Origin of the sequence: Pseudomonas thermotolerans DSM 14292, from assembly GCF_000364625.1 — a bacterium.
GTDB lineage: Bacteria > Pseudomonadota > Gammaproteobacteria > Pseudomonadales > Pseudomonadaceae > Aquipseudomonas > Aquipseudomonas thermotolerans.
The window spans coordinates 105980-132632 of the sequence record NZ_KB822599.1; the positions used below are offsets into that span (position 1 = coordinate 105980).

The 26653-nt window shown below is 60.2% G+C and carries 20 protein-coding genes; 16 read left to right on the plus strand and 4 right to left on the minus strand.

The annotated features are described in order from the left end of the window. Window positions 1-30 precede the first annotated feature (30 nt). The 15 genes from H165_RS18980 to H165_RS0100580 all read left to right on the plus strand — a co-directional run bounded on the left by H165_RS18980 (window position 31) and on the right by H165_RS0100580 (window position 23080). Entirely contained in the window at window positions 31-315 is a 285-nt protein-coding gene (locus H165_RS18980; protein WP_211206276.1) for a hypothetical protein, read from the plus strand. Further along, on the plus strand, window positions 299-1438 hold the full coding sequence (locus tag H165_RS18985; protein ID WP_211206277.1) for a site-specific integrase: 1140 nt from the start codon (window positions 299-301) through the stop codon (window positions 1436-1438). Before H165_RS18980 ends, H165_RS18985 begins: the two co-directional genes overlap by 17 nt. Further along, entirely contained in the window at window positions 1426-1593 is a 168-nt protein-coding gene (locus H165_RS19720; protein WP_017936933.1) for a hypothetical protein, read from the plus strand. The genes H165_RS18985 and H165_RS19720 overlap by 13 nt, the downstream gene beginning before the upstream one ends. A 166-nt stretch (window positions 1594-1759) precedes the next feature. After that, entirely contained in the window at window positions 1760-2821 is a 1062-nt protein-coding gene (locus H165_RS0100525) for a Fic family protein (RefSeq protein ID WP_017936934.1), read from the plus strand. Next, a complete protein-coding gene (locus tag H165_RS0100530) occupies window positions 2821-5688 on the plus strand; it encodes an SNF2-related protein (RefSeq protein ID WP_081609306.1) in 2868 nt (955 codons plus the stop codon). The genes H165_RS0100525 and H165_RS0100530 overlap by 1 nt, the downstream gene beginning before the upstream one ends. 80 nt (window positions 5689-5768) lie before the next feature. Then, the gene (locus H165_RS0100535; RefSeq protein WP_026146250.1) at window positions 5769-6755 is read left to right on the plus strand and encodes an AAA family ATPase; all 987 of its coding nucleotides are present in this window, start codon (window positions 5769-5771) and stop codon (window positions 6753-6755) included. Window positions 6756-6785: 30 nt separating this feature from the next. Next, a complete protein-coding gene (locus H165_RS0100540) occupies window positions 6786-9152 on the plus strand; it encodes a S8 family peptidase (RefSeq protein WP_081609307.1) in 2367 nt (788 codons plus the stop codon). Next, window positions 9152-10942: an AIPR family protein gene (locus H165_RS0100545; RefSeq protein WP_017936940.1), complete on the plus strand. Its 1791-nt coding sequence runs from the start codon at window positions 9152-9154 to the stop codon at window positions 10940-10942. Before H165_RS0100540 ends, H165_RS0100545 begins: the two co-directional genes overlap by 1 nt. A 10-nt stretch (window positions 10943-10952) precedes the next feature. Then, the gene (locus tag H165_RS0100550) at window positions 10953-12677 is read left to right on the plus strand and encodes a site-specific DNA-methyltransferase (RefSeq protein WP_017936941.1); all 1725 of its coding nucleotides are present in this window, start codon (window positions 10953-10955) and stop codon (window positions 12675-12677) included. After that, on the plus strand, window positions 12677-15406 hold the full coding sequence (locus tag H165_RS0100555) for a DEAD/DEAH box helicase (RefSeq protein ID WP_017936942.1): 2730 nt from the start codon (window positions 12677-12679) through the stop codon (window positions 15404-15406). The genes H165_RS0100550 and H165_RS0100555 overlap by 1 nt, the downstream gene beginning before the upstream one ends. A gap of 55 nt (window positions 15407-15461) precedes the next feature. Beyond that, window positions 15462-17177, plus strand: coding sequence for a GmrSD restriction endonuclease domain-containing protein (locus tag H165_RS0100560; protein WP_017936943.1), 1716 nt, complete (start codon window positions 15462-15464; stop codon window positions 17175-17177). A gap of 413 nt (window positions 17178-17590) precedes the next feature. Next, a complete protein-coding gene (locus H165_RS0100565) occupies window positions 17591-18850 on the plus strand; it encodes a hypothetical protein (protein WP_017936944.1) in 1260 nt (419 codons plus the stop codon). After that, window positions 18847-19461 carry a condensin complex protein MksE gene (locus tag H165_RS0100570; RefSeq protein ID WP_026146252.1) on the plus strand — a complete coding sequence of 205 codons (615 nt, stop codon included), beginning with the start codon at window positions 18847-18849 and terminating at the stop codon, window positions 19459-19461. Before H165_RS0100565 ends, H165_RS0100570 begins: the two co-directional genes overlap by 4 nt. Then, complete coding sequence (locus H165_RS0100575) at window positions 19461-22214, plus strand: hypothetical protein (protein WP_017936946.1); 2754 nt, start codon at window positions 19461-19463, stop codon at window positions 22212-22214. Before H165_RS0100570 ends, H165_RS0100575 begins: the two co-directional genes overlap by 1 nt. Before the next feature lie 2 nt (window positions 22215-22216). Further along, entirely contained in the window at window positions 22217-23080 is an 864-nt protein-coding gene (locus H165_RS0100580; RefSeq protein WP_017936947.1) for a DUF7281 domain-containing protein, read from the plus strand. On the opposite strand, the gene H165_RS0100585 is transcribed toward H165_RS0100580, so the two are convergent. Then, window positions 23066-23776, minus strand: coding sequence for a hypothetical protein (locus H165_RS0100585; protein ID WP_017936948.1), 711 nt, complete (start codon window positions 23774-23776; stop codon window positions 23066-23068). The two genes, H165_RS0100580 and H165_RS0100585, sit on opposite strands and share 15 nt — an antisense overlap. A 129-nt stretch (window positions 23777-23905) precedes the next feature. On the opposite strand from H165_RS0100585, the gene H165_RS0100590 reads away from it, so the two are divergent. Next, the gene (locus H165_RS0100590) at window positions 23906-25480 is read left to right on the plus strand and encodes an AAA family ATPase (RefSeq protein WP_026146253.1); all 1575 of its coding nucleotides are present in this window, start codon (window positions 23906-23908) and stop codon (window positions 25478-25480) included. 6 nt (window positions 25481-25486) lie between these two features. On the opposite strand, the gene H165_RS18990 is transcribed toward H165_RS0100590, so the two are convergent. Genes H165_RS18990 through H165_RS0100605 form a run of 3 tightly spaced genes read right to left on the minus strand, consistent with a single transcriptional unit; the run spans window position 25487 to window position 26632 of the window. Next, window positions 25487-25756, minus strand: a complete 270-nt coding sequence (locus tag H165_RS18990; RefSeq protein ID WP_017936950.1) for a hypothetical protein — start codon at window positions 25754-25756, stop codon at window positions 25487-25489. Continuing rightward, the gene (locus H165_RS0100600; RefSeq protein WP_017936951.1) at window positions 25743-26219 is read right to left on the minus strand and encodes a putative molybdenum carrier protein; all 477 of its coding nucleotides are present in this window, start codon (window positions 26217-26219) and stop codon (window positions 25743-25745) included. Before H165_RS0100600 ends, H165_RS18990 begins: the two co-directional genes overlap by 14 nt. After that, a complete protein-coding gene (locus tag H165_RS0100605) occupies window positions 26216-26632 on the minus strand; it encodes a hypothetical protein (protein ID WP_017936952.1) in 417 nt (138 codons plus the stop codon). Before H165_RS0100605 ends, H165_RS0100600 begins: the two co-directional genes overlap by 4 nt. Window positions 26633-26653 lie beyond the last annotated feature (21 nt).

The following is a 26653-nucleotide window of genomic DNA, read 5'->3' on the forward strand; positions in this document are numbered from 1 at the left end:
ATACAGCTTGCCGCTGACGAATTGGCTGGCGTGCTATCGGCGGCCGGCAGTGGCAAGCATGCGGGCATCCGCTCCGTCCGCTCATGGTTGCTGGCCGTGATGAATAGCGCTGTCGCGGGGGAATTCATTCCTGAGTTCGCGCCGAATATCGTCCGCTGGCGAAAGAACCGACAGGAGGCGATGGAGGCAATGCAATTGCGCGCCCCTGTGCAACAGTCAGAAGCCGAGCGTCAAAAAGCAAAGGCTGAACGCATAAAGGCCATCGCCGATTTGAAAGCGATGTTCCACGGTGAACGAAATGATCGACGCGGATGAGATGGTTGCGCTGATCGAATCGTGCCGGCGCGAGATGCAAGCCATGCTTCCGGCCGATGAATTTGCCAGCTTGAGTAGCAAGACCAGGCAAGACTATCGCCAGCTTGGCCGCACGCTATTACAGCGCGCTCGCTACGCCGAAGGCGGGGTGGCCGAAGTAATCACGGCCACCCAGCGTCCGACAACCTACTACAAGCGCGTCGCAGCGCTTCGCTACTGCCTCTACGCCGATCTTGTCGAGCAGCTGAAAAGCCTGCGTTCCGCGCTCTCTACTCGACCTATGGACAGGTTGCAAGTAATGGCCATCCAAGCCCAATTGCAACAACAGCGTACATTTCTGCGCGAGTTCGATATAACCCGGCAAAGCGGCCATCCCGGAGAGCGCCGCAAGCGTGCCAGCAAGCGGCAAGCCTTGCGCGGCCTCCCCGGCGACTGGCGCGAGCAACTGTATCAGCGCGCTGCAAAAGGCAAGTATGCCGATGCAATTCTGGTCGCCGCGCTGACCGGCTGCCGCCCGGAAGAACTGCGGCGCGGCGTGCTCATTCGCCGGGTGGACAATCCGCGCAGCGGCATGGGCGAGATCAGGTTCGAGATCGATGGCGCCAAGGTCAAGGCGCATCAAGGTCAGCCGCACCGCTTGATCGCCTATGGCGCACACGATCCCCATCCATTGCTGGAGGCTCTGCGCATCCGGCTAGCGGGGCGGCGGGAATTGCTCGTTTGCATTGACAGCCCGGTCAACTTCACCGTCGAAGTCCGTCGGCTGGCACGTAGCCTCTGGCCGAAGCACAAGCACACTGTCACGGCTTACTGCCTGCGTCACCAATGGGCGGCCGACCTGAAACGGCATGCTGCAGCGGATTCAGTCAGCCAGGGGCTGGGACATGCCAGCGCCAAGACACGGCGACACTACGGGCAAGCCAATCAGGCCAGCAGCCGGCATGCCCTGCATCCCATCGCCATCGAGGCTGAGCGCTCCGTGAGGCCGGCTACCGCTAAGGCGCCGCGCCATCGAGCAGCCTCAAGCAAGACAGCCCCCCCTGAAGAGAATCATGGCGGGGGGAGGGAAAACGCAGTTCATTTGCGGGACATCACTGATGAGACGCTGCCATGTCACGCCTGAAGGACGAAACCCTATCCATCCGCACCTCCGCTGAGATCAAGCAACTTCTGCGCTTGGCTGCTGATCGCGAGCGTCGCTCGGTGGCTTCAATGATCGAAATTCTGGTGCTGGAATACGCTCGTACGTATGACCTGATCCTCAAGGTCTGCCAGTAAAGGGAAATATATGAGGGTGGCGAATGCCGAGGAGGTGCAAGCGCACGTCAAAATCAAGAAGCTGAGGAAATGGAGTAGTCAGAGACTGATAACAGGGTATTTGTAGAGACAGTACCCCATTTAATGGCTATGATTACCCCATTTAGACGGCCTGGGCCTACATTCCATGCACTCGCTCACACCCGAGTACCTTGCCGCGCTTCGCTTCGATGGCACCCAGGCCGCCACGTTGCGCACACTGGGCGAGTATCAGGGCAAGCAGCAACTCTATGCCGCGCAGTCGCCCGAAGCCCTCAAGGGTCTGTGCCAGATCGCGGTGTTGGAGTCCACCGAGTCATCTAACCGGCTGGAAGGCGTTGTCGTCGCACCCTCGCGGTTGAAGTCGCTGGTCATCCGCAACGCAACGCCAAAGAGCCGTTCCGAACAGGAGATCGCCGGCTACCGCGATGCCCTGGCGCTGATCCACGAGTCTGCCGCGCACATGCCCTTCAGCGAGGGTGTTGTGCTGCAACTCCACACCCTGCTGTACCGTTACATGCCACAGGCGGGCGGGCGCTGGAAGGCTACCAATAACGACATCATCGAGCGTCACCCGGACGGCACGTCACGTCTACGCTTCCAGCCGGTCGCTGCGCACCTCACACCCATGGCTATGACCGGTCTGGCCGGGCGCTACGCTACCGCGCTGGATCAACACCTGGCCGACCCCCTCATACTGGTGCCGCTGGCGATGCTCGACTTCCTGTGCATCCACCCTTTCCCCGATGGCAATGGCCGCATGTCCCGCCTGCTGACCCTGCTGCTGCTCTACCACTTCGACTATGCCGTGGGCCGCTACATCAGCTTGGAACGCATCTTCGAAGATACCAAGGAAAGCTATTACGAGACGCTGGAAGCCAGCTCGCAGGGCTGGCACCAGGGGCAGCACGACGCAAAGCCTTGGCTCGACTACTTCTGGGGTGCCTTGCTGCGGGCATACCGCGAGTTCGAGGAGCGTGTCGGCACCATCGAACGTGGCCGTGGCAGTAAAGGCGACCGGGTGCGAGCGGAAGTGCTGGGGCGCTGCCTGCCGTTTTCGATCTCTGAGATCGAAGAGGCCTGCCCGGGCGTGAGCCGGGACATGGTACGGCTGGTATTGCGGGCAATGAAGTCAGAGGGATTGATCGAGTCCATGGGCAAGGGGCGAGGGGCGAAGTGGAAACAAGTCAAGGTAGAGGGGGGAAACTGATGCAACAGCCCCTTACGCAGTATCAGAGCCAGTACTACGCATGGCTTCTGACGCGCCGCGCGACAGGTGACTCCGTGGAATCGCTGGCCTCAACACTGGTCGACTCGCAGGTTGATCTCAATCCACATCAGGTGGATGCCGCTCTCTTCGCCTGCCGCAATCCCCTTTCGCGCGGTGTGCTCCTCGCTGACGAAGTGGGGCTCGGCAAGACCATTGAAGCAGGGTTGGTCATCTCTCAGCGTTGGGCCGAGCGACGCCGCAAGGTTCTCATCATCGTCCCGGCCAACCTGCGCAAGCAGTGGCACCAGGAACTGCAAGACAAGTTCGGCCTGCAAGGATTGATTCTCGAAGCCAAAAGCTACAACGCAATTCGCAAGCAGGATCGACAGAACCCATTTCTGTTCGCCTCTGGTCCAGTCATCTGCTCCTACCAGTTCGCAAAGGCAAAGGCTGACGATATCAAAGGCATCGACTGGGACCTGGTTGTACTCGATGAAGCGCATCGCCTGCGCAACGTCTACAGAACCAGCAACGTCATTGCCAAGGCTCTCAAAGAGGCGCTGTCGCATGTTCACTCCAAGGTGCTCCTGACTGCGACGCCGTTGCAGAATTCACTGCTTGAACTCTACGGACTGGTCAGCTTCATCGATGACCGCGTATTCGGAGACCTTGACAGTTTCCGCGCGCAATTCACTGGCCGGGAACAGGCTTTCAGCGGCCTGCGTAATCGGCTGGCCCCCATCTGCAAGCGCACCCTGCGCAAACAGGTGCAGCCCTATGTGTCCTACACAGCGCGCAAGGCCATCGTTCAGGAGTTCACGCCAACGAGCAAAGAGCAGGAACTGTCCAGGCTCGTCGCCGATTACCTGCGCCGCCCCAACCTCAAGGCTCTGCCCGAGGGGCAGCGCCAGCTGATTTCACTGGTGCTGTGGAAGCTGCTCGCGTCCAGCTCACACGCCATCGCAGGTGCGCTGGAGACGATGGCCAAGCGCCTTCAGGGAGTGCTCGACGAAACGGCTGAAATCCCCGATCTCGTCGAGGAACTGGATGAGGACTACGAGTCGCTCGACGAAACCGCGGACGAATGGAGCGTTCAAGGCCCCGGCTCTACGGCGCTGAACCGCTCGGAGCGGGATGCCATCGCGCAGGAAATCAAAGAGCTTCGCCACTTCAAAGAGCTGGCCTCCAGCATCCGCGAGAACGCCAAGGGCAAGGCGCTGCTCACCGCGCTGGATCGGGCTTTTGCGGAACTGGACCGGCTTGGAGCGGCGCGGAAGGCCATCATCTTCACCGAGTCCAAGCGCACGCAGGAATACCTGCTCCACTTGCTGGCTGACACGCCATACGGCGACGGCATCGTGCTCTTCAACGGCACCAATAGCGACCAGCGCGCGCAGGCGATCTACAAGGATTGGCTCAAGCGCCACGAAGGCACTGACCGCATCACCGGCTCCAGGACCGCCGACACCCGTGCGGCACTGGTCGAGCACTTCAAGGAGCGCGGCAAGGTGATGATTGCCACCGAGGCCGGGGCCGAAGGCATCAACCTGCAGTTCTGCTCGCTCGTCATCAATTACGACCTGCCGTGGAACCCGCAGCGCATCGAACAGCGCATCGGGCGCTGCCACCGCTATGGCCAGAAGCACGACGTAGTGGTTGTGAACTTCGTTGACCTCAGCAACGAGGCGGACAAGCGGGTCTACGAACTGCTGTCGCAGAAGTTCCAGCTGTTCGAAGGTGTGTTTGGGGCGAGCGACGAGGTGCTGGGTGCCATCGGCTCCGGTGTCGATTTCGAGCGCCGCATCGCCGAGATCTACCAGAACTGCCGTGACCCGGACGAGATCAAGTTCAGCTTTGAGCAGCTCCAGCTCGATCTCTCTGCCGAGATCAACGAGGCGATGGTCAAGACACGCCAGGTACTGCTGGAAAACTTCGACGAGGAGGTGCAGGAGAAGCTACGCATAAGGGCAGACGAAGGTCGAAACGCCCGCAGCCGCTTCGAGCGCATGCTGATCGAGCTGAGTCGCACAGAACTGGGCCATTACGCCAGTTTCGACAATGACGGCTTCAGCCTGCATCGTTTGCCTCAAGGTCTGTCAGAGCCTGACCTCAGCCTCGGCCGCTACGAATTGCCGCGCCGCTCCGGCGAAGCGCACCTGTACCGTATCAATCACCCGCTGGCCGTCTGGGTCGTGGAACGGGCCAAGTCCCGCCAGCTGGGCAGTGCGCGGCTGATGTTCGACTACGACGGATATGGCACCAAAGTCAGCACCCTGGAGCCCTATCGCGGCAAGACTGGCTGGCTCACCTGCAAGCTGATTTCAGTCGAAGCCCTGGGCAATCAGGAGCAGCACCTTCTGGTCTCGGCCGTCACCACCGATGACATTGTCCTGGCAGAGGACGACCCGGAAAAACTGCTGCGCCTGCCGGCCACCGAGCAGCCCGCAGAACTGCTCGACAGCGCGGAGTCTCCTGCGTTGACCGCCGATATTGAAAGCAGGCGAACGGCAATCCTGCGGGAAATCAACCAGCGCAACCTCGGCTACTTCGAGCAGGAAGTCCAGAAGCTGGATGCCTGGGCGGATGACCTGAAGCTCGGCCTGGAGCAGGAGATCAAGGAAATCGACCGCGAGATCAAGGAAGTGCGCCGCACCGCCGCAACCTCGCCGACGCTGGAAGAAAAGCTGTCATGGCAGAAGAAGCAGCGCGAACTGGAAGCCAAGCGCAGCAAGCTGCGCCGCGAGCTTTTCGCCCGGCAGGACGAAGTTGAGGCGCAGCGCAACGATTTGATCGGACAGCTTGAAGCGCAGCTCCAGCAGCAGGTCGAGGAGCGAACGCTGTTCACCGTCGAATGGGAACTGGTGTAATGAATAATCAAGTGGCACCGTTAGGCCTGCATATGATCAGGCCGCGGCTGAAGCGCGCCCCGAAGTGAGGAGAGTAAGGTATGGCTAGCGGAAAATTGCTGCGGCAACTTATCAAATCTGGAGTTCATGGCGATGCCGCAGCTTTTCGTTCGGCATCCGAGGCTGTTATCAAGGAAGAGAGAGAAAAGAATCATCACCTGCTCGCTAATGATCTCGAACGCCTGCTTTATGGCGATCAGACCTCTGCCGGGAACAGCAGCCGCAGGTCACACAGCCTTCCCGGTCTGCCAACAAACAAGGACAACGGTCTTGCGCTGCTTGAAGAGCGCGCGGTTGTGCGAGAAGAGAAAGACATCGTCTTGTCCGATGCGACGCAGTCGGCCCTGGACGAAATCCTAATGGAGCACAACCGGGCCGACACATTGCGCTCCTACGGCTTGCAGCCTGCGCAGAAGCTGTTGTTTTGCGGTCCTCCAGGTTGCGGCAAGACCTTGGCTGCTGAGGTCATTGCCAACGCCGTGTCCATGCCGCTCGTTCTGGTTCGCCTGGACTCGGTGATTTCATCTTTTCTCGGAGAAACGGCTGCCAATCTGCGCAAGGTCTTCGACTATATCGCGCAGCAACCCGTCGTCGCGCTGTTTGACGAGTTCGACGCACTGTCCAAAGACCGTGGTGACAGTGGCGACCATGGCGAGCTCAAGCGCTCCGTCAACGCAGTCCTGCAGATGATGGATAGCTATCGGGGGGAAAGCATCCTCATTGCCACGACCAACTACGAAACGTTGCTCGACAAGGCTATTTGGCGGCGCTTTGATGAAGTCGTGCACTTCGAGATGCCGAACTTAGAGCAGATCAAGCGTCTGCTCGCGCTCAAGTTGTCAGGGATACGGCGCAACTTTGAAGCTGATGATGCGAAAGTAGCTTCGCTGTTCAAAGGCATGTCGCACGCGGATATCGAGCGTGTCCTGCGAAGGGCTGTCAAGGAAATGATTTTGTCTGGCCGCGAGTTTCTGGAAAAAAACCATCTGAATAACGCGCTTGCCCGCGAGTACCGGCATAAGGACTAAAAATAAATACAGAAAGGACGGAGCGACGGCATGGCCTATGAACACTTGCGCCTGGAACGGGAAACACCGATCAATCTGCGTCATCCGCGAAAGTATGGGGGCGGACTCCAACCGGAGAATCCGCGTGCATATGGTGCAGAGCTTTCAAATAAGCTCCGAGATGCAAAATCCCGTATTTTGGATCCTGAACAAGCAGATATCGGCGGCTTCGATAATCGAAAACTGCTAAAGATCCGGTTGCATGCTGGGGATAAGAGTGTTCCTCCCTTTGATGCCATCCCTGGTGTCGAGATCGTTAGTCAAGAAGACGAGGCGGTTGTTCTGGCTTTCGCCACCGAGGAAGGCCTGGCTGAGTTCGAACGGCGTTTGGCATCGTTGGCGCGCGACGGTAGCGTTACACGAAAGGAGCTGCTGTACGCCATCGAGGACTTCGACCACTGGACACCGGAAGACCGCACTGGCAACGCTCTCCGCGAACAGGGATTTCCCGCACGGGCGCCATTCACGCTCGATATTGAACTCTGGCCTCAGGAGCGGCAAGACAAGCGTCAGGCCATGTTCAGCGCCTTTGTGGCCTGGTTGCAGGACCGCGGTATCGAGAAGCTGGACGCGCTTCAACAACCCTCGCTTGTGATGCTGCGCGTGCGCTGCAACCAGCAACAGGCAGAACTGCTTCTGCGCCACCGGGACGTTCGCACGGTGGATCTGCCGCCTCGTCTGGGCGTTTCCGTTCAGCTGTTGATGACAGACATCAACCAGTTTCCAGCTGTCGATCCACCGTCTGCCGATGCGCCTGCGATTGCGGTTCTCGACTCCGGCTTGACCTCAGGTCACCCCCTGCTTGCCGCTGCTGTCGGCGATGCTCAAGGCTATCTGGAGCCGCATCGAAGTGTTCATGATGCCGAACCGTGGCATGGCACCTTCGTCGGTGGACTTGCGTTGTACGGTGATGTCGATAACGCCATCCAGCAGCGCCAGTTCGTTCCACAGTTGCGCCTGTTTTCGGGCAAGGTGTTCGAAGACGATGAACAGAAAAATCAGGCCGAGTTTGTCGAAAAAGCGGTCGAGGAAGCGGTGCGCGATCTGCACGAACAGTACGGCTGCAAGATTTTCAACCTCAGCTATGGCGACCTGAATAAGGTCTACGACGGTCGGCATGTCCGGGGACTGGCCTATACCCTGGACCGTCTGACACGCGAGCTGGGCGTGTTGTTTGTGGTGCCGACGGGTAATTTGCAGTCCTATCAGCTGCCGCAGGACGCTCGCGAGCAATACCCCAACTACTTGTTTGAAGAGCAAGCACGGCTTCTGGACCCCGCCACGGCGCTCAATGCCCTTACGGTGGGCGGCATCAGCCTGTTCGAGGCTACGCGCGATGCGCAGAGATATCCTGACACCATAGAAGATCACATCCTGGCACGGGCGAACCAGCCTTTTCCTTTGACGCGGCGCGGGCCATCCATCAATGGGGCCATCAAACCGGATGTGGTCGAACATGCTGGCAACTTCGCTTTGCTGCGTAATGGCGCAGTACCTCACCACGCAAGAAGGGGGCTTGGAGTCATATCGCTAAATGGTGGATTTGCCGCGGGTTCACCTTTCTCGGAAGGCATCGGCACCAGCTATGCCGCGCCGCTGGTGGCCCACAAGGCTGCGCGCCTGCTGGCCGCAGTTCCTGATGCCACGCCGAACCTGCTGCGTGCATTGATCGGCGCGCACGCGCGTTGGCCTGGCGCTTGCGAAACCTTGCTTGGCCCCGGGTACAGGTCAGAAGGACGTGAACGGCTCCTGCAACTCATCGGCTACGGCAGGGTGGATGATGCGGCACTCTACCGCTCGCTTGATAACACGGTGACCTTGCTGGCGGAAGAACGCATCGACAGCGACAAGCATCATTTCTTCGAACTGCCCGTGCCGGAAAGCTTCTGGGCCAACGGGCGCCGTACCCGCGAAATTACGGTGGCGCTGGCCTACAGTCCCGATGTGCGCACAACCCGCCTGGACTATCGCCGCACGAAACTCTGGTTCAACCTCGTGGTAGCCGACAGCTTGGATGACGTGACTCGTGCCTTCCAGCGCAACCGGGAAGAAGGTATGGGGGAGCACAGCAATGGCCGCTGGCTATCCAACGAGACCCGCAAAAATGGCACCTTGCAAGTCTCCCGTTGGGAGTTCAGGCAAGTACCTGTGCGGGGCGACAAAGTGTTTGTCGTGGTTACCCGGCAAGACAGTGCGTGGTCACACGATGAGCATCGAGCCGAAGCAGAACCGTACGCCTTGGCTGTGGTGCTGGCCGATAGGGAGCAGGCCAACGCCCAGCTATATGCGCAAGTCCAGGCCATGTTGCAGGCCCGTGCCCAGGCGCGCGCGCGCGCCCGTATCGGAGGGATGGGCTGATGGCGGCGCTCGAACCTCAGTACATGGAAATTCTGAAGAAGGCGCTGGCCGAGTGCTTCGTGCCTTTTCTGCCCCCATTGCTGGATACCACCAAGCCGGCCGACCAGCAGCAGGCCAAGCAAGTATCGCGTGCGTTCAGCGCTTTTGCTCTACACAAGCTACTAGACATCACGCCGCAAGCGTCTGCCGCTGCCGTGGTTGACGATTTCAATGACAAGGGGTTGGATGCAATTTACTACCATGCTGCAACGGAAACGCTCTACCTTGTGCAAGCCAAGCTCAAGGAGTCCGAGCAGTTCAAGCAGGGGGATGCGCAGGCGTTCTGTAGCGGCATCCGCCGGCTCCTGAAACAGGATTTCAGCAGGTTCAACGCGAACGTTCAAAACCGTCAGGTTGAGATCGAAAGTGCGCTCGATACATGCAGCCACATCAAGCTGGTCGTACCCTATACCGGAGACGGCGTATCACAGTCAGCCCTCGATGCACTACAAGAACTGCTGAATGACGATGATCTTGACGAAGAGCGGCTCGACAAGGAGGTGATTTACTACACATCAGTTGAGATCACCCGCGACTTGCTCGCTGAACAGGCCTATAAGCCTGTTAATACCGCGATCACCTTGCACAAGTGTAGAAATATCGAGGAGCCACGTGAGGCTTACTTTGGCATCGCACGACTGAATGATCTGGTCGATTTGCATAACAAAGAGGGAAAGGCACTGTACGAGCGGAATATTCGCTACTTCCTCGGCAGCAAAACCGATGTGAATCAGGCCATCCATGCAACGCTACGAGACGAACCCGGCAGCTTCTTTTATCTCAACAATGGCGTCACTGCCGTCTGCGACCAGATTGATCCGAAGGGCAACAGGAATGATGCCAAGAAGTTGATAGTGCGTGGCCTATCCATCATCAATGGCGCGCAGACGATCGCATCTGCTGCCGAGTTTGCGGCTCGTCATCCGAACAGTGACATCAATGGCGCCAAGGTAATGCTCACCTTGATCAAGGCCCCGGCAGACAGGCCATTCGGCAAGCTTGTCACCAAGGCGCGCAATCACCAGAACCCGGTACAGCTCGCCAGCTTCGCTGCGCTCGATGAGACCCAGGAACGACTGCGACAGGAAATCGCCCACCTCGGCTTCGACTACCGTTACCGTCCCGAAGCAGCAGGAACCGGTACCAAGATCATTACCTTGGAAGAAGCGTTGAGGGCCCTGGCCTCACTGCAGAACGATGCACGTTATGCCGTGTGGCTGAAAAGTGAGCCCGGTCGGCTGGCTAATCCTGAGACTGCCGAATACCGGGATCTGTTTGCATCCAAGTTGAACGGAGTGGCCCTGGTCAACGCTGTGCTTTGTCATCGTGCCATCCGTACCCTTGTTGTCGGATATGAGCAGAACGCTGCGGCGCGCAGCCAGGAACGCCTGATTTATCGGCACGGCATTCACGTCATCACGGCGGTGATGATGAAGCGCCTACGCAGCCGCATTGGCAAGGCGGCCGTCATTGACCCCGCGACCATTCTCGCGCTGATCAGCCAGCCGCTCGATCAGCTCCGGCAGCAGACCTTCGACCTCGGGCAGCAGCGCCTGCTGGGTGGGGGGCCGTTGGCATTCTTCCGCAACCAGGGCAACGTGGTGGCCTTCCTGGCTGATCTGATGGAAACACATTTCGACCTGGGTGCTGATCCGGCCATGGCGCCACTACGCACTATTCAGAATGTAGCGGACACCTATCCGCGCCAGTGCTTGCTCGATTACCTGTCGAGCAAGGCGCCGCAACTATGAGAACAACTTCATGAGCAAACAAAAACTTGAACTAACCTGGATCGGCAAGGAGAAGCGGCCGAAGCTGGAGCCGCGTATCCTGCTGGAAGATCCGGAAAAGTCGTATCACGCCAAGCATCGCGTGACGGACAACGACATCTTCGACAACCGGCTGATCTTTGGTGACAACCTGCTGGCGCTGAAGGCGCTAGAGCAGGAGTTTTCCGGCAAGGTGAAGTGCGTTTTTATCGATCCGCCTTACAACACGGGGAGTGCGTTTACCCATTACGACGATGGGCTGGAGCACTCCATTTGGCTAGGGCTAATGCGTGACCGTCTGGAGATCATCAGGCGCTTGCTCTCGGAGGACGGCTCGCTGTGGATCACCATTGACGACAACGAGGCTCACTACCTCAAGGTGCTCTGCGACGAGATATTCGGACGCCCAAACTTTGTAGCCTCGGTGATCTGGGAGAAATCAGATAGTCCGAAGATGGACTCTCGATATTTCTCTTCTCGCCATGACTATGTCTTAGTTTATGCCAAATCCATTGACGCGCTGAAATTAGCTCGACTTCCGGATGACACCGATGATGCAACAAAGCACTACAACAAGACTGACTCCGATGGACGCCGTTACTACACCAAGCCGCTTCGCGCAATGGGCAGCGGCGATGACACTAGGGAGGCCCGCCCAACGCTGTATTTTCCCATTACGGCGCCGGATGGAACCGCCGTGTATCCGAAGCGTCAAGATGGGGTCGATGGTCGGTGGCGGTGGAGCCAAGAGCGCGTACAGCGAGATGCCGACAAGCTTGAATGGGTTAAGTCCAAGAATGGATGGAATCCTTATTACAAGATATATGCAGAGGAAGGGAAACAGCGCCCTCCGGAGACCATCTGGACTCACAAAGAGGTTGGAAGCAACAGGACGTCAAAGGCCGAAGTTAAAGCACTGATAGATCAGTTAAGCCAGTTCGACACACCGAAGCCTGAGGCTCTATTGAAGCGCGTACTTGACCTAGCCACAAATCGAGGTGATTTGGTCCTGGATTCGTTTGCCGGTTCTGGCACCACCGGCGCTGTCGCTCACAAAATGGGCCGCCGCTGGATCATGGTGGAACTGGGCGATCACTGCCATACGCACATCATCCCGCGCCTGAAAAAGGTGATCGACGGCGAGGACCAAGGCGGTATCAGCAAAGCCGTGAACTGGAAAGGCGGCGGCGGCTTCCGCTATTACCGCCTTGCCCCCAGCCTGATCGTCAACGACCGCTGGGGCAACCCGGTCATCAATCCGGAGTACAACGCGGCGATGCTGGCCGAGGCACTGGCCAAGCTGGAGGGCTTCACTTACGCGCCGTCCGAGGTGCATTGGTGGCAGCACGGCCACTCCAGCGAGCGGGACTTCATCTACGTCACTACGCAGAACCTGTCCGCCGAGCAGTTGCAGGCGCTGGCCGATGAAGTCGGCCCGGAGCGGAGCCTGCTGGTGTGCTGCGCCGCTTTCCATGGCGTTACCGCGGCCAAAGCGGCGGAGCGCTGGCCGAACCTGACGCTGAAGAAGATTCCGAAGATGGTGCTGGCCCGCTGTGAATGGGGGCGCGACGACTACAGCCTGAACGTGGCGAACCTGCCGATGGCAAAGCCTGATCCCGTTGAGCCTCCGGCTCAGGCGGAAGCGAGTAGAAAAAAAAGCAGAAAGGCGCCGGCTGCGGAGGCGGGCCAGGGCGCATTGTTTGGGGAGGATGAATGATGAACAGCCGCGTTCTGCACGCCGTGACCGGCCGCCTGTCGTTGCGGCCGCCGCAGGAGGAGTCGCTGAAGCGGCTGGTGCGCGCCACTGGGGCCGCGCCCGAGCTGTTGAGCCACGATCGGGAGGTGGGGGCCATTCTTTGCACGCTGAAGGCGGAGTTCCCCACGCTGGAGGACTTCGAGCGGGAATTTCCCTCGCTGTGCTTCGCGCTGGCCACGGGGGTCGGCAAGACCCGTCTGATGGGCGCCTTCATCGCCTACCTACACCTGGCGCACGGCATCAACAACTTCTTTGTGCTGGCGCCCAACCTGACCATCTACAACAAGCTGATCACGGATTTCACGCCCAATACGCCCAAGTACGTGTTCAAGGGCATTGGCGAGTTCGCCATCAATCCGCCGCGGATCATCACCGGGGACAACTACGATCAGTCCGGGGCTGATATCACCGGAGACATTTTCGGCGGTATCCGGGTGAATATCTTCAATATCTCCAAGATCAACTCCGAAGTGCGCGGCGGCAAGGAGCCGCGCATCAAGCGGATGCGCGAGGTGTTAGGCGACAGTTACTTCAACTACCTGGCGAATCTGCCGGACCTCGTATTGTTGATGGACGAGTCGCACCGCTACCGCGCCCAAGCGGGCATGCGGGCCATTAACGAGCTGAAGCCCTTGATCGGTTTGGAGTTGACCGCGACTCCCTTTGTCGAATCCAGCAAAGGGCCGGTGCCGTTCAAGAACGTGGTGATGGACTACCCGCTGGCACGAGCGATGGAGGATGGTTTCGTCAAGGAGCCGGCGGTCGTTACCCAGCGCAACTTCAAGGCCAGCGATCACACGCCCGAAGAGATTGAGAAGATCAAGCTCGAAGATGGCGTACGCCTGCATGAAACCACCAAGGTGGAGCTGCTGACCTATGCCCGCGAGAACGGCGTCAAGACCGTCAAACCTTTCATGCTGGTGATCGCGCGTGATACCAAGCACGCGGCCCAGCTCAAGGAGCTGATCGAGTCGGAGCAGTTCTATGAGGGGCGTTACGCAGGCAAGGTGATCCAGGTGGATTCCAGCCGCACCGGCGCGGAAGAAGAAGAGATGATCACGCGCCTGCTGGCCGTGGAGAGCGTGGATGAACCGACCGAGATCGTGATTCACGTCAACATGCTCAAGGAAGGTTGGGACGTGACCAACCTCTACACCATCGTGCCGTTGCGCGCTGCAAACGCACGCACGCTGATCGAGCAGTCCATCGGACGCGGCCTGCGCCTGCCCTACGGCAAGCGCACGGGCGTCGCGGCCGTGGATCGCCTGAACATCGTTGCGCACGACAAGTTCCAGGAGATCATCGACGAGGCCAACCGCGGCGACTCGCCCATTCGCCTGAAGCAGGTCATCCTGGAAGCGCCCAGTGCCGACGACAAGAAGGTCAGCGTGCAGGTCGAGTCCGGTGCGGCGGCGCTGCTTGGGCTTGCGGCTGTTGCGCCAGGAGCCGATCCGGCTTCGGTAACAGCCAAAGACGGGAGTCAGACGGCGCCTGCGGTTGAGCCGGTTTTCACGACCGATGCGGAAAAACAGGCTGCGCGTATGGTGATGGAGGTGATCGGGAAGTATGAGGTCAGGCGAGACCTTGTGCCGACAAGCAGCGCGCTGTTGACGCCGGAAGTGCAGAAGAAGATCGTGGCGGAGGTCGCTGAACGGCTGAAGCCGGTGCAGGGAAATCTGTTGGCTGAGGCGGATACCAGTCAGCCCGCGCTGGATCTTGCTGCCGTGGTGGCGAAGACGACCGAGGTTGTCGTGCAGCAGACCATCGATATCCCGCGCATTGTGGTGGTGCCCAAGGGCGAGTTCACGACCGGCTTCCATCCCTTCCAGCTGGATGTGAGCCAGCTCCATCTCCAGCCGGGTGAGCGTGAGATCGTCGGCCAGATGCTGCGCACCAACGAGCAGTTCACCCTGGCCGCCGAGGTCGGACTGAAGGAACAACGCCCGGAGGACTACATTGTCCACGCGCTGGTGGACTTCGATGACATCGACTACTTCACTCACGCCGACCTCCTCTACGACCTCGCTGGCCAGATGGTGCAGCACCTGCGCAGTTATCTGTCCGAGGAAGAAACCATCAGCGTGCTGGATCGTGACCGCCGCCTGATCGCGCGGGAAATTCACGCCCAGATGATGGACCACTTCTGGGAAGAGGCGACCGGGTACGAGGTGCAAGTCAGTCGCGGCTTCACCGAACTCAAGCCGTGCAACTACACCGCCACGGCGGGCCAAACGGCTCACCACTTCCGGGAGACCGTGACCGAAACCAGTCGCATCAAGCAGATGCTCTTCGGGGGCTTCTCGCGTTGTCTATACCCGCTACAGAAGTTCGATTCGGACACTGAGCGGCGCTTCGCCATCATCCTGGAGCGCGATGCCCTGAAGTGGTTCAAGCCTGCGAAGGGGCAGTTCCAGATCTACTACAAGCTTGGCACCGAGCAGCCGGAGTACATCCCGGACTTCGTCGCCGAAACGGACTCGGCGATCTTGATGGTGGAAACCAAAGCACGCGGCGATATCAACACGCAAGAGGTGCAGGCCAAAGCTGCTGCTGCCTTGCAGTGGTGCCAGCACGCGTCGGACTTTACGGCGAGCGTCGGCGGCAAACCGTGGCGGTATCTGCTCGTACCTCACGATGAAGTCAATGAGTCGCGGCGGCTGGCCGACTTTTTGAGGTTTGTGAAGGCTTGAGGCACTACCGTATCTGGCGACTTGCTCACCTCAAATGACGCAATAAGGAATAACCATGGCCAAGGCCGAAGCCAGCGTTGAAGAACTGGTCTCGATGATCGAGCGCGGTGAGCTGCGCTTGCCGGAAATGCAGCGGCAGTATGTGTGGCGTTCCACGCGGGTGCGCGATTTGCTGGATTCGCTGTATCGCGGCTACCCATCGGGCGCCATCCTGCTTTGGGAAACGGATGAAGCCGTGCCGCTGCAGGATTTCGCGGTCAGCCAGAGCACGAACCCCTACCAAAGCACGCGGCTTCTGCTGGATGGTCAGCAGCGTCTGACATCACTCTCGGCCGTCATTCGCGGCGAGCCGGTGTCGGTGCGCGGCCGTCGTCGGCCCATCGACCTGTTGTTCAACCTCGAGCATCCCGACCAACTGGCGGTTGTGACCGAAGTGGAAGAAAACGGTGGCGATGAGGAGGATTTCGATGAGGACGGCGAACTGATCGGTGACGAGACGGACTCGACCGAGGACGAACTGCTCAAGCGCTTCAACAAGATGACCTTCGTGGTGGCAACCCGCAAGCTGGAGCAGCTTCCGCAGTGGGTGAAGGTATCGGACGTGTTCAAGACCGACAACGATGCGCCGTTCCTCAAGCGTGCCGGCGTCAGTGGTTTTGACGATCCGCGTTACGAGAAATACAGCCAGCGCCTGGCCCGGCTGCGAGGCATCCGCAAGTACGTTTACCGGATGGATGTACTGGAGCGCACGCTTTCATATGACGAGGTCACGGAAATCTTCGTTCGCGTGAATTCATTGGGCGCCAAGCTGCGCAGTTCCGACCTGGCGCTGGCGCAGATCACCGCCAAGTGGCGGCACTCGCTGCAGACATTCCAGGATTTCCAGCAGGCCTGTGCAAAAACGGGCTTTGACCTGGATCTCGGCTTGCACTTGAAGAATTTGATGGCGTTTGCCACCGGTCAATCGCGGTTCCAGATCGTCGCCAGCCTGAGCGTGGAGAAGCTGCAGAAGGCATGGCAAGAAGCCTGCGAGGGAATGGAATTCGCGCTCAACTTCGCCCGGAGCAACCTGGGCATCGATAGCCCGGCGCTGCTGTCGTCGCCCTTCCTGTTGGTCGTTCTGGCGTACTTCGGGCACAGCCGCAACTATGCGCTTGGCAATGACGAGGCGCGACAGTTGCGTTATTGGGCCCTGGCCGCAAATGCTAAAGGCCGTTTCTCCCGGGGTTCCAGTGAGACCATTCTGGATCAGGATTTGGCGATCATCCGCAATGGCGGCGGCGTCAATGAACTGATCGACCGGCTGCGTCTGCAGTTCGGCCACCTTGAGATCACGCCGGAAGAGCTGGAGGGGCGCAACCAGCGCAGTGCGCTGTTCAAGACCATGTTCCTGGCATTTCGTGCGGCAGGCGCCAAGGACTGGCGCAGCCACCTGGCGATTGCCCTGGATCACTCCGGCAGCCAGCACCGCTTGCAGTTTCATCACATTTTCCCCAAGGCATTGCTGCGCGGCAGTTATACCTCCCGTGAGGCTGACGACATCGCCAACCTGGCTTTCATCGGCGGCAAAACCAATCGTGCGATCAGCGACAAGGCTCCTGTGACCTACCTGTTGCCGCTGGTGGCGCAGCACGGTGCGGCACCATTCGCGGCACAGTGCATCCCGGTGGAGGAGGAACTGTTGGTACTGGATCACTACAAGGCGTTCTTGCAGGAGCGCCGTAAACGCATCGCGGCGGCACTGAATGCTTTCATCCATGCGACCGCTTGAGCTGTCAGCGCCACCTTGTTGCCACACGGTGACCCACATGTCGCCACAATGCTGCCGCCATGTTCAACACAATGTTGCCACGCTGTTCACCACATTGACGCCACTTTGTGCACACAGTGTTGCCACCATGCCTGACACATTCCGGCCGGGACGCAGCCCGAGAGTCGCTTGTCCCCAGCACGATGAGCAGATTCTTTGTGCTGGCTCTCGAGAGCACAAAGAATGTGGCCGCTGGGCTCGATTTCGCCAGAAATCGGGCGCGGCGGCGTGGGGACAACGAATGGTCGATGCGTCCAGCCTGCACCTTATGAAACCCCGCTGCGGCCATGCGCCGGGTTGCCGCCCTGTGCGGCTGGCGGGTGAGAGCATGCCGCACAGGGCATGTCTGCTCGGTGGTGGGAGACTGAACTGACATGGCCAACCCTCGCTCGCTGGTCTACGCGCTTTACACCCATTGGGACACCGTGGAGCTTTTGGTGCGGCTGTCGCGCGAGTTTGCCGTGCTGACCAGCGATCAGGTGTTGAACGGTATTGCCAAGGTATCCGGGCAACGGGATGGCGAAGCGCAGGGCGCGGTGCTGCGTGCCCTGGTCAATGCGGACATCCTGCAAACCTTGCCGCGCAGCAGCGATCTGCAGCTCAATGCCTATGTGCTGGAGTTCGTGCGCGGCCTCACCCGTGAACATGAGCTGGGCCTGGCTGCCGTACTGCAGGCTCGTGTTGCTGCGATCCGTGAAGCCACCGAAGCACTCAATGAAGGGATGCTCGGGGCCGACATGGATCGCGTGCGCGGGGCCGCCAACAAGCTGGCAGAACTCTTCCGCCAGATCAGCCTGCAGCTCGATCAGGACCGGCACGCGCTCTTTGAGCTGGCGGAAAACGCCAAAAGCGCCGACAGCAGCATGCCAATCAGCCAGCGCTACCGCGAGGTGCTGGAAGCCTACGATCATTATGTGGAGCCGATGAACCAGATGATGGACAGCGGCTCGCAGGGTACCTTTTATCGCTATCTGGAAGAAGCGGAGCGTGCGCTCGACTTGAGCCTAGAGCAATTGTCGGTACAGGGTGCGCTCTACTCGCATCGCCTGCAGTTGCGTCAGGTGGCGCACCAGGCCAAGGAGCTGCGGCGCTTTGGGCGGCTGGTTGCGCAACAGTGCGCCGATACACTGCTGCCCTTACGCGAAGAGCTGCGTCAGCACAACGCACTGACCAGTGCCATCAGCTTGCTGTTGGGGCAGGTGCGCAAACGCGGCCTGCGTCGCGCACTGTCGCGCCCGGCGGATGAGACCGCACTTCCCGTCTGGCGCAATGAGCGCGGTTTCAAATTGCAATTGGGCGATGAGGTACGGGTGGTCATGGCTGCCGCGCGCCAATACCAGCCGCAGGCGGTGGCCTTTCCGCAGGATGAACCCGGCGATGACGTTCCGTTGCTGGAGCAGGTGGACGAAGCCGCTATTCGTGCGCATCTGGCCCGCAGCCTGCCAGTGGAAAATCTGCTCGATTGGCTGCACCGCCATTACACCCACCTGCAGGATGCCACCTTGCTGCGCCTGTTCCATGACCTGCAACATGAGCCCGGCTGGCAGTTCGAGGCAGCCAGCCAGCCTGAAAAAACCACGCTGCAGACGATTCGCGTCCTGCATCACCCTCACCGCGTGAGTATCCCGCAATGACGATCCCACACGCTCTGGCAGCCGCGCTGTCGCAAATGCCGGCATTGGCCGAGCTGTTCCGCCTGTTTCTCTCCGGCAAACACCTGAATCGAATGGCCGAGCCCGCGCTGTGGGCGGAGCTGGAACAGCACGAGGCCAGCTATGTCGGCTTGTTTGCCGCGCTGGGGTTCGAACTGCGCCTGGATGCCAGGGGCTTTGCCTGGTTTCACAACAGTGACGCCAACAGCAACATCGGCAAAATCAGCCGCCAGCTGGCCTTGCTGTTCATGGTGATCTTCGATGCCCAGGCCAACGCCGGCAAGGCCCTGCAGCGCTTTACCGATTGGCTGATCGACAGCGCCTGGCTGGCCGAGGTTTACAAGCAACAGCAAGACCTGCTGGATGCCGAGGGCCTCAACCCCGACGCCCTGGTGGAGCTAATGGGCCGCGCCTGCAACCTCGGCTTTGCCGTGCCAGAGCCGGCGGGCTGGCGACTGCTGCCCGCTGTATGCCGTTACCTCGATCATTTCGAAAGCCTGGCGTTGACGGCCAAGACCGATGGCGACGAAGAGAGCACGCCCGCAGCGGAAGACTGGACTGCGGATGCACCAGACGACGAGGAGAACACCTGATGCAGTACGGCTTCCAACGTCTGGTCCTGCTGGGCAGCGCCGGCTACTCGCGCGCCGAGCTGCCGCTCGATGGTGCGGTCTCTCTGGTGGCGCCCAACAATACCGGCAAAACCAGCCTGATCAATGCCCTGCAGTTTCTGCTGATCATCGACCGCCGCCGCATGGATTTCGGGGCGCACGATGTGGACAAGAGCCGGCGCTTCTATTTCCCCAACAACAGCGCCTATGTGCTGCTGGAGGTGTCGCTGCCGGAGTCCGGCACCGTAGTGCTGGGCTGCGTGGGCAAAGGGGTAAGCTTCGAGTACGAGTATTTCGCCTATGCCGGGCCGCTGAAGGTTGAGGAGTTCTGCCTGCCGGACGGCACCCTGGTACCCCAACCGCAACTGGCCAGCCATCTGGCGAGCTTTGGGCGCCGGGTGTTCAGCTACAGCAGCAGCGAATTCAAAGACATGGTGTACGGCGGACGCAGCCGCAAGTTTGCCAGCGAGCAGGATTTCTGCGTTTTCCGGCTGGAGCACGCCAGCGATGCCAGCGTTTTTCAGCGGGTGCTGACCCGCACGCTGCGCCTGGACAAACTGCGCTCCAGCGAGGTAAAGGACTATCTGCTGCAGATTTTCCGCCGCGATCTGCCGGATGCCAGCATCGACTTCAAGGCCGAATGGGACAAGGCGTTTGCCGACCTCAACGCCGAACGCAGTCAGTACCTGGCCGCCGTGCGGCTGCAAGCCACTCTGAGCGAACTGGAACAGAAGCAGGAGGCCCGCTTGGTGTTGCGCGGCAAATTGCTGTGCTGGCGCCCCTTGATCGACGCGGCACTGGGTCAGTGGCAACAGCATTACGAGACCCGCCAGCAAACCTTGCAGCATGAGTTGGCGCAGTGCGATGTCGAGCTGCAGCGCCTGCGCGAACAGGATATGCAGTCGGCTGGCGAGAAGAAAGAGTGCGAGTTGGAACAACAGCAGCTCCGCCAGCAAAGCGAACAGTTGCGCGCGTTGCAGCAGCGTTTTGCCTTGATCCCCGACCGCGCCCTGCTGGAGGCGCGCCGCCGCGAGCTGCAGGAACAACGGGATGCGCTGGTGGTGCGTATCGGCCAGGCACAGAGCCGCACGCCTGCGGCCATCGAGCGCGAGCTGGCCCGGATCGAACGGGAATCCGCGCAGCTGGCGCAGGAGTTGCGCACCCAGGGGCAGAACCTCTATCAACAACTGGCCAGTGTCGTATCTGCGGAACAACTCAACGCGCTGAACAAGGTGCTGGCCAAGCCGGTACTGACCCTGGGCAACGAAGATTTCCGCCTTGATGGCAAGGCCCTGCTTGCGGCCTTGGTCGATGCGAATGCCGGGCAATTCAATTTGCCTGGCTTGCAATTGCGGCTGGAAGCCCTGCCGGCACAGTATCAGCAACGGACCCTGGCGGAACTGAGCGAATTGCAGCAGGAGTTGCAGCAACAGCAGACTCAGCTGCAAGAACAATTGGCCACCGCACTGGCTCTGGAAAACGTCAAACAGCAACGCCAAGCGCTAGAGCAGCAACTAGCCGAACTGGATGCCGAATTGCGGGACTACGCGCACATGCAGGACTTGCGGCAAAGCGAGGCCGAGCGCGAGGAGCGGCTGCAGACACTGGCGCAAAAGCTCGCCGACCTCGGCGCCAGTCTGGCGCAGTCGGCAGAGCGGCACCGCGCATTGGATCAGCAGCGGCAGCAGCGGCAACAGGATTTGGCGGCCTTGCAGCAGCAACACCGGCAGATCGAGCAACGGCGTCATCAGCGCATCGACCACGAAGGCCCCTTCACCTGGCTGGCCGAGTTGCCACACCACCCCTGGCTGGCCCAGCCCGAGTTTGCGCCGGAACAACTGGCCGAACGGCTGCAGACTTATCTGACTGACTGCCGCCAGTTGCTGGAGCTGGATGAGCAGATTCGCCATCTGCTGGGTGAAATCCATAGCGGCGGATTGACCAAGTATCAGTTTGTCGGAGAACCGGAAAGCGAGATTGTTCGTCTCGTTGAATTCGCCCATCACCTGCCGCAGGAAGCCGAAGCTCTGGAAAGGAAAGTACGCTCGGCTGTGGTGAATGTGGCCGCCTGCCTGCGTGAGTTGCGCGATGGCCTCGCGGCCTTCAAGCGCCGGATGCGCGAGTTCAATCGCAAGATCAGTGGGCGGCAGCTCTCCGACCTCGCGGTCTTCAAGATCGAGCCCGAGGATGAGACCTCGCTGGTCGAAGCCATCGAGTTGCTGATCAATACGGCGGCAACTGTGGACAGCGGCGAAACCTTCGAGTTGTTCAACCAGCAGAGTGTGCTCGACGATGAGCAACTCAATCGCGCCAAGACCCTGCTGATCGAAGAGGGCAATGCCCGCCACGGCTTGCGCGTGGCCGACCTGTTTCGCCTGCGCTTCTGGGTCGGCAAGGCCGATCGCGAGCCGGAAGCCTTCGACGACCTCGACAGTGCCGCCTCCAATGGCACCGTGCTGATGGCCAAACTGGTGACGGGGCTGGCGATGCTGCATCTGATGCAGGATCAGCGTCGCCCCATCCAGGGCATCTGCTATCTGGACGAGGCACTGGCCCTGGACGCACGCAATCAGCGCAGCCTGATCGACACGGCAGCGGAGTTCGGCTTCTCGTTGATTTTTGCCTCGCCCGCGCCGCTGACGACCGTGCGCTACTGCGTGCCAATTCGCACGCGCAACGGCAGCAACCAGATCAGCCGCCATAGCTGGCAGGTCATCGAACCGCTGGACGCCTGAGCATGGATCGAACCCTGCGCGCAGCCTTGCTCAAGCTGCATGGCCAACAAGCCCTGCCGGCCAGCCATTTCACCGCCGCTCAGCGCAGCGCTCTGGATCGCTTTGCCCGGCAGACAGGAGCGGTAATCTGCCTGCGTCAGGGGCGCGGGGATGTTTACCGTGTCGGCGACCCACAGCTATTCGATATCCATCTGGGCGCGCTTTCGCCTCAAGTCGAGATACCGCCCACGGACGACCTGCCGCAGCGCGCGCAACACATCGCCCACGCGCGCGACAGCAAAGCGCGCAATCATCAGCATGAGTGCTACTACCCCTTGCTCAAGGCCGTTGGCGAAAAGGTTCTCTGGCGGCAAGGCGAACACGGGAGCGAACTGCCACTCAGCCAGCTCACGCACCACTTCGGGGCTGCCAGCCTGCGCATTGAAACTGGCGACACCTGGCAAAGCGGGCAGCCGCTCTGGCTGGTGGAGAACCAGGCGCTGTTTGACCGCACGGATTGGCTGCCAGTAGGAACGCAAGCCACCCTGCTGTACTACGGCGGACAGCTTGATGGCCGGCTTCTCGCCTGGCTGGGGCAGCGCCCGCGTGCAAGCCGTGTCGTACTGTTCCCGGACTATGACGGCGTGGGGCTGGCCAATTTCGCGCGGCTTTATGCACAGCTGGGCGATGCTTGCGAATGCTGGCTGATGCCCGACTGGCAAAGCAAGCTGGCACGTTATGGCAGCCAGCGGCTATGGCAGGATACGTTTCGGGAATTCGCCAGTGCCGTTGCCCAGTTGCCCGACTATCTGAGCCCGTTAACCGAACAAATGCGCCAATCCGGGCTGGCACTCGAACAGGAAGCGGTCTGGCTATCTGTTCTGTAGGTGCCCTTTGAGTAAGCTCGCAATGTCACCTGGGGCCAGGCCAGCCTCTAGGGACCGCCTCAGCGCCTGCTCCAATTGTTGCCAGCCCTGCGCTGAAGAGACATTACTGCCTAATGTTTCGGTTAGACGGAACATCAGCCCTTCCAGCAGTTCTTCGTCACCCACGTCCGCTGCGGCCTGCTCCGCCAGCGCCAAGAGGACGTTGTGTGCTGATGCCAACGAGTCGATTGGCACCCCGGCCAATGCTGCAGGGGTGGTGATGACACGATCCACCCTGACGACTGTCGCCAAATCAAGGGCTTGATCGACGCCCGGCTCGATCTCCATGCGGATCAGCACATCGCCAGCCAACAGAAAGCGGGTCTTGATAAGCCCCGGCTGCTCATCCTGAAACAACCACACCGACTGCTTGTTGGCCAGCAGCTTGCCTAGCACGAGCTTGCTGTCATCCAGTGCCCCACGATCCTGCCACTGGTGCAACACGTCGGTACGCAGGCGGCCGCCTTCCATACCGAGGTGATGTAACAGGCCGACCAAACGTTTGGCGGAGATCACCTGTTCCTTGCCACGCAGCCAGACCGAGAGGTTGGCGGCGCGGATACCGGTGGCTTCGGCGATCCGCCCCAGCGTTTCCCCGCGCAGTCGTATCAAGGCGGCGGCAAGGGCTGGCAATTGTTCGGGGGCAAGGGTTGGCATGTCGGGCTCTCTGAATTCACTGTAAATCACTATAAGACTTATTGACCGACAAGACGAGAGTGAGGAGTTTGGCGATTCGCGCAAAGCGCTGTTATAGTAAATTATAGTTAAATCACTTCGGAGGCCATCATGCGTAAGCCAAAGCAAGCCCGCCCATTGCGCCTGCGGGAATACGAAGCAGCCATTGCTGCGCTCAAGGAGCAGCATCCCTGGCTTGTCCGGCAGATCGTCGAACCTGCGCCGGGGCATCTGACCGTGGTGGCACATCTGTTTGCCCAGGTGGAATACCTGCTGCCACCCGCCGTGCTCGCCCGCAAGGGCTCACTGTCAGTGAGCTGCAATCGGGATCGCCTGGCCATCCATTACCAGCCGCCGCGACGCCACAGCGAACGTGCAGCAGCAGTGTTCGATCTGATTGCCCAGACCAAGCACCTTTCGCTGCAACAATGCCCCGTGTGCGGTGTACAGGTTGTCGGGGACGGCATACGTCCGCAACGCTGCCCGCAACACGACGGCATCCAAGGATTGTTTGCCGAAGAAGTGCGCCGCAGCCGCCAGCTCATCGTCGAACAGGGGGTACAGCAGGTGGTGCGCAACCTGGGCAAGGTGACGACCGAAGATGTATGCCCCGCCATGGCGGTTAAAGATGGGCCTGTCCCGAGTGAGGCCAAGTCGGAGCAGGTTCAGGAGCAGCCAGCAGAAGCCGCTAAATCAGTGCCCTTGCCGAGCATCGTCTTTCTTGATGAAGCCGGACTGGAGGCGTTCGTGGATCGCCACCGACCGAAAGGCGACGACAAGTTCAAGCGCGCACAGGCGATGGCGGAGCGGATCAAGCGGGCGGGGCATGGCAGCCGCCAATTGGGCCTGCTGCCCCAGGACTGGAAAGCCCTTCTGGATGAGTTCGCGCTGGCTTTTCCAAACTTCCATGAACTGGCAGAGCTGCTACGTGACCACTTTGCCCTCTCCAGCCTGGGCGATGGCCGCGTATCCTGGCCTGCCGTGTTGCTGGTCGGCCCGGCGGGCATCGGCAAAACCGAGGCGGCACGCTGGCTGGCCGATCAGCTCGTGCTACCGTTCCGGGTCTTCGACATGGCGAGTACGCAATCGAGTTCGCCGCTCGCCGGTTCCGAATCATTTTGGAGCAATTCCGAGCCAGGCCAGCTCTTTGAGCTGTTGGCCTACCAGCCACTGGCCAACCCGGTGGTGGTGCTCGATGAGCTGGATAAGGCCAGCAACGGGCGACCGCAATACGATCCGTTGGCGGCGCTCTATACCTTGCTGGAACCGCGCAGTGCGCGGAATTTCATCGACCTGTCGATCCGTGATTTCTCCATCGACGCCAGTCATGTCAATTGGATGGCGACCGCGAATGAGCTGGAAGCGATTCCAGGGCCGCTGCGCTCACGGCTGACGGTGTTGCACATTCAACCTCCCAGACCGGAGCAGGTAAGAAGCATTGCGCAGTCGATTTACAACCGCCTCCGCGACGAGTCGAGCTGGGGCACTGCCTTTGCCGAGCGACTGAATGATGATGTCCTGTCCCGTCTGCAAGCCTTGCCGCCGCGCAGTGTGCGTCTGGTTCTGCAGCGGGCCTTGGGCTCGGCAGCTCGTGATGGCCGTGGTGTTGTCCAAGTGCAAGACATCAGGCCGCCGGTCGAGATCAACCGCCATGGCGTTGGCTTTGTCAGCGAGGGCTGGAATTGAGGTTGCTCAGCGTTGTCCGGATAGCCAGGCCGCACCGGCGGCCAGTGCATCGGCCTCGCTGGGGTAAGTGGTCGATGGGCCGCTGATGATGCAGGGCTTGGTTTCGCCGTCGCCTTCCACCGTCCACAGCTCCCAGGTTCCGTCATTTTTCCAGCTAGGGATGGCGGTGTAGGGTTTGTCTTTCAGCGCAGCCAGCGCGGCATCCACTTCGGGGCGAATCTGCAACTCACCCGAGTAGATATAGGGTGTCGCGCAGCGGGCATCAGATCGGCTCATGTTCCTTGCTCCAGAAAAGCTCCAGTAGTGCGCTCGCCTGCAGGTAGATACCGGGGTTGCGTGCTTCACTCGGGCCAGCAATGTTGAGAATAGCGATGGAATGGCTAAGCAACCAGTCTTGCCATGCCGCCAACAGCTCTTCTGCAGGGTCATGCAAATCGCTCAGCAGTAGCGGCTTGCCGTGTCCCGTCGCCAGATCGCGAGTGAGCAGGCTGCCACCTTCGATCCTGTCCCGGTAAATGATCAGTGTGGCATCAGCGTCCAGCACATTGCGTTTGGTGCGCTGGCGATAACCGCTGGATTCGGTCTCCATCAACTGGTAGCGAGCATCCAGTACGCCATCAGCGGCCCGTCGGCCTGCCGGGCACCAGCCGCCGTGCGGAATCTGCCGGGCAATGGCGAAATCCAGCGCCGCCCGGTCTACGCCGGTCTGGCCGCCGGAGAGGATGCGCTGAATGCTCACCCTTGCTCCGTTGCGGCGACCGTGCAAGTCACTTGAACCTCTGCGCTGGGCTGATCTGCCGAGAGCTGGCCGATGCGCCCGCGCTGGCTGGCAAGTGTCAGTTGCTTGCGCACCTGTTCCAGGCTGCGCTTTTCGATCACTGCGGTATAGCTCGCACCCAATTCACCATCCGGGTCGATGAACAGCTCGATACGCGTCACCGGCAAGCCGAATGCCGTGAAGCTGCGTTCCGGCGTCAGCGACCAACTGCCGGGAGCATTGGGCGCAATGCCGTCCAGTACGTGCAACGGCAAGGCTTGACGGCATTCCACGGCGGCGACGATGGCTGGCTCGATCCGCAACCAGTGGTTGAGGTCTGGGGCAGTGCCATCCATCAGCACCACCGGCATGGCTGCCAGTAGCAACGCTTTCATCCCTTGATGTTCCTGATCCAG

Coding starts and splice junctions, on each gene's coding strand:
- H165_RS0100560 (WP_017936943.1), top strand. CDS start 15,462: ATGGCCAAGGCCGAAGCCAGCGTTGAAGAACTGGTCTCGATGATCGAG.
- H165_RS0100605 (WP_017936952.1), bottom strand. CDS start 26,632: ATGAAAGCGTTGCTACTGGCAGCCATGCCGGTGGTGCTGATGGATGGC.
- H165_RS0100575 (WP_017936946.1), top strand. CDS start 19,461: ATGCAGTACGGCTTCCAACGTCTGGTCCTGCTGGGCAGCGCCGGCTAC.
- H165_RS0100580 (WP_017936947.1), top strand. CDS start 22,217: ATGGATCGAACCCTGCGCGCAGCCTTGCTCAAGCTGCATGGCCAACAA.
- H165_RS0100525 (WP_017936934.1), top strand. CDS start 1,760: ATGCACTCGCTCACACCCGAGTACCTTGCCGCGCTTCGCTTCGATGGC.
- H165_RS0100550 (WP_017936941.1), top strand. CDS start 10,953: ATGAGCAAACAAAAACTTGAACTAACCTGGATCGGCAAGGAGAAGCGG.
- H165_RS0100585 (WP_017936948.1), bottom strand. CDS start 23,776: ATGCCAACCCTTGCCCCCGAACAATTGCCAGCCCTTGCCGCCGCCTTG.
- H165_RS18985 (WP_211206277.1), top strand. CDS start 299: ATGATCGACGCGGATGAGATGGTTGCGCTGATCGAATCGTGCCGGCGC.
- H165_RS0100540 (WP_081609307.1), top strand. CDS start 6,786: ATGGCCTATGAACACTTGCGCCTGGAACGGGAAACACCGATCAATCTG.
- H165_RS0100590 (WP_026146253.1), top strand. CDS start 23,906: ATGCGTAAGCCAAAGCAAGCCCGCCCATTGCGCCTGCGGGAATACGAA.
- H165_RS19720 (WP_017936933.1), top strand. CDS start 1,426: ATGTCACGCCTGAAGGACGAAACCCTATCCATCCGCACCTCCGCTGAG.
- H165_RS0100570 (WP_026146252.1), top strand. CDS start 18,847: ATGACGATCCCACACGCTCTGGCAGCCGCGCTGTCGCAAATGCCGGCA.
- H165_RS0100530 (WP_081609306.1), top strand. CDS start 2,821: ATGCAACAGCCCCTTACGCAGTATCAGAGCCAGTACTACGCATGGCTT.
- H165_RS0100565 (WP_017936944.1), top strand. CDS start 17,591: ATGGCCAACCCTCGCTCGCTGGTCTACGCGCTTTACACCCATTGGGAC.
- H165_RS0100535 (WP_026146250.1), top strand. CDS start 5,769: ATGGCTAGCGGAAAATTGCTGCGGCAACTTATCAAATCTGGAGTTCAT.
- H165_RS0100545 (WP_017936940.1), top strand. CDS start 9,152: ATGGCGGCGCTCGAACCTCAGTACATGGAAATTCTGAAGAAGGCGCTG.
- H165_RS18990 (WP_017936950.1), bottom strand. CDS start 25,756: ATGAGCCGATCTGATGCCCGCTGCGCGACACCCTATATCTACTCGGGT.
- H165_RS0100555 (WP_017936942.1), top strand. CDS start 12,677: ATGAACAGCCGCGTTCTGCACGCCGTGACCGGCCGCCTGTCGTTGCGG.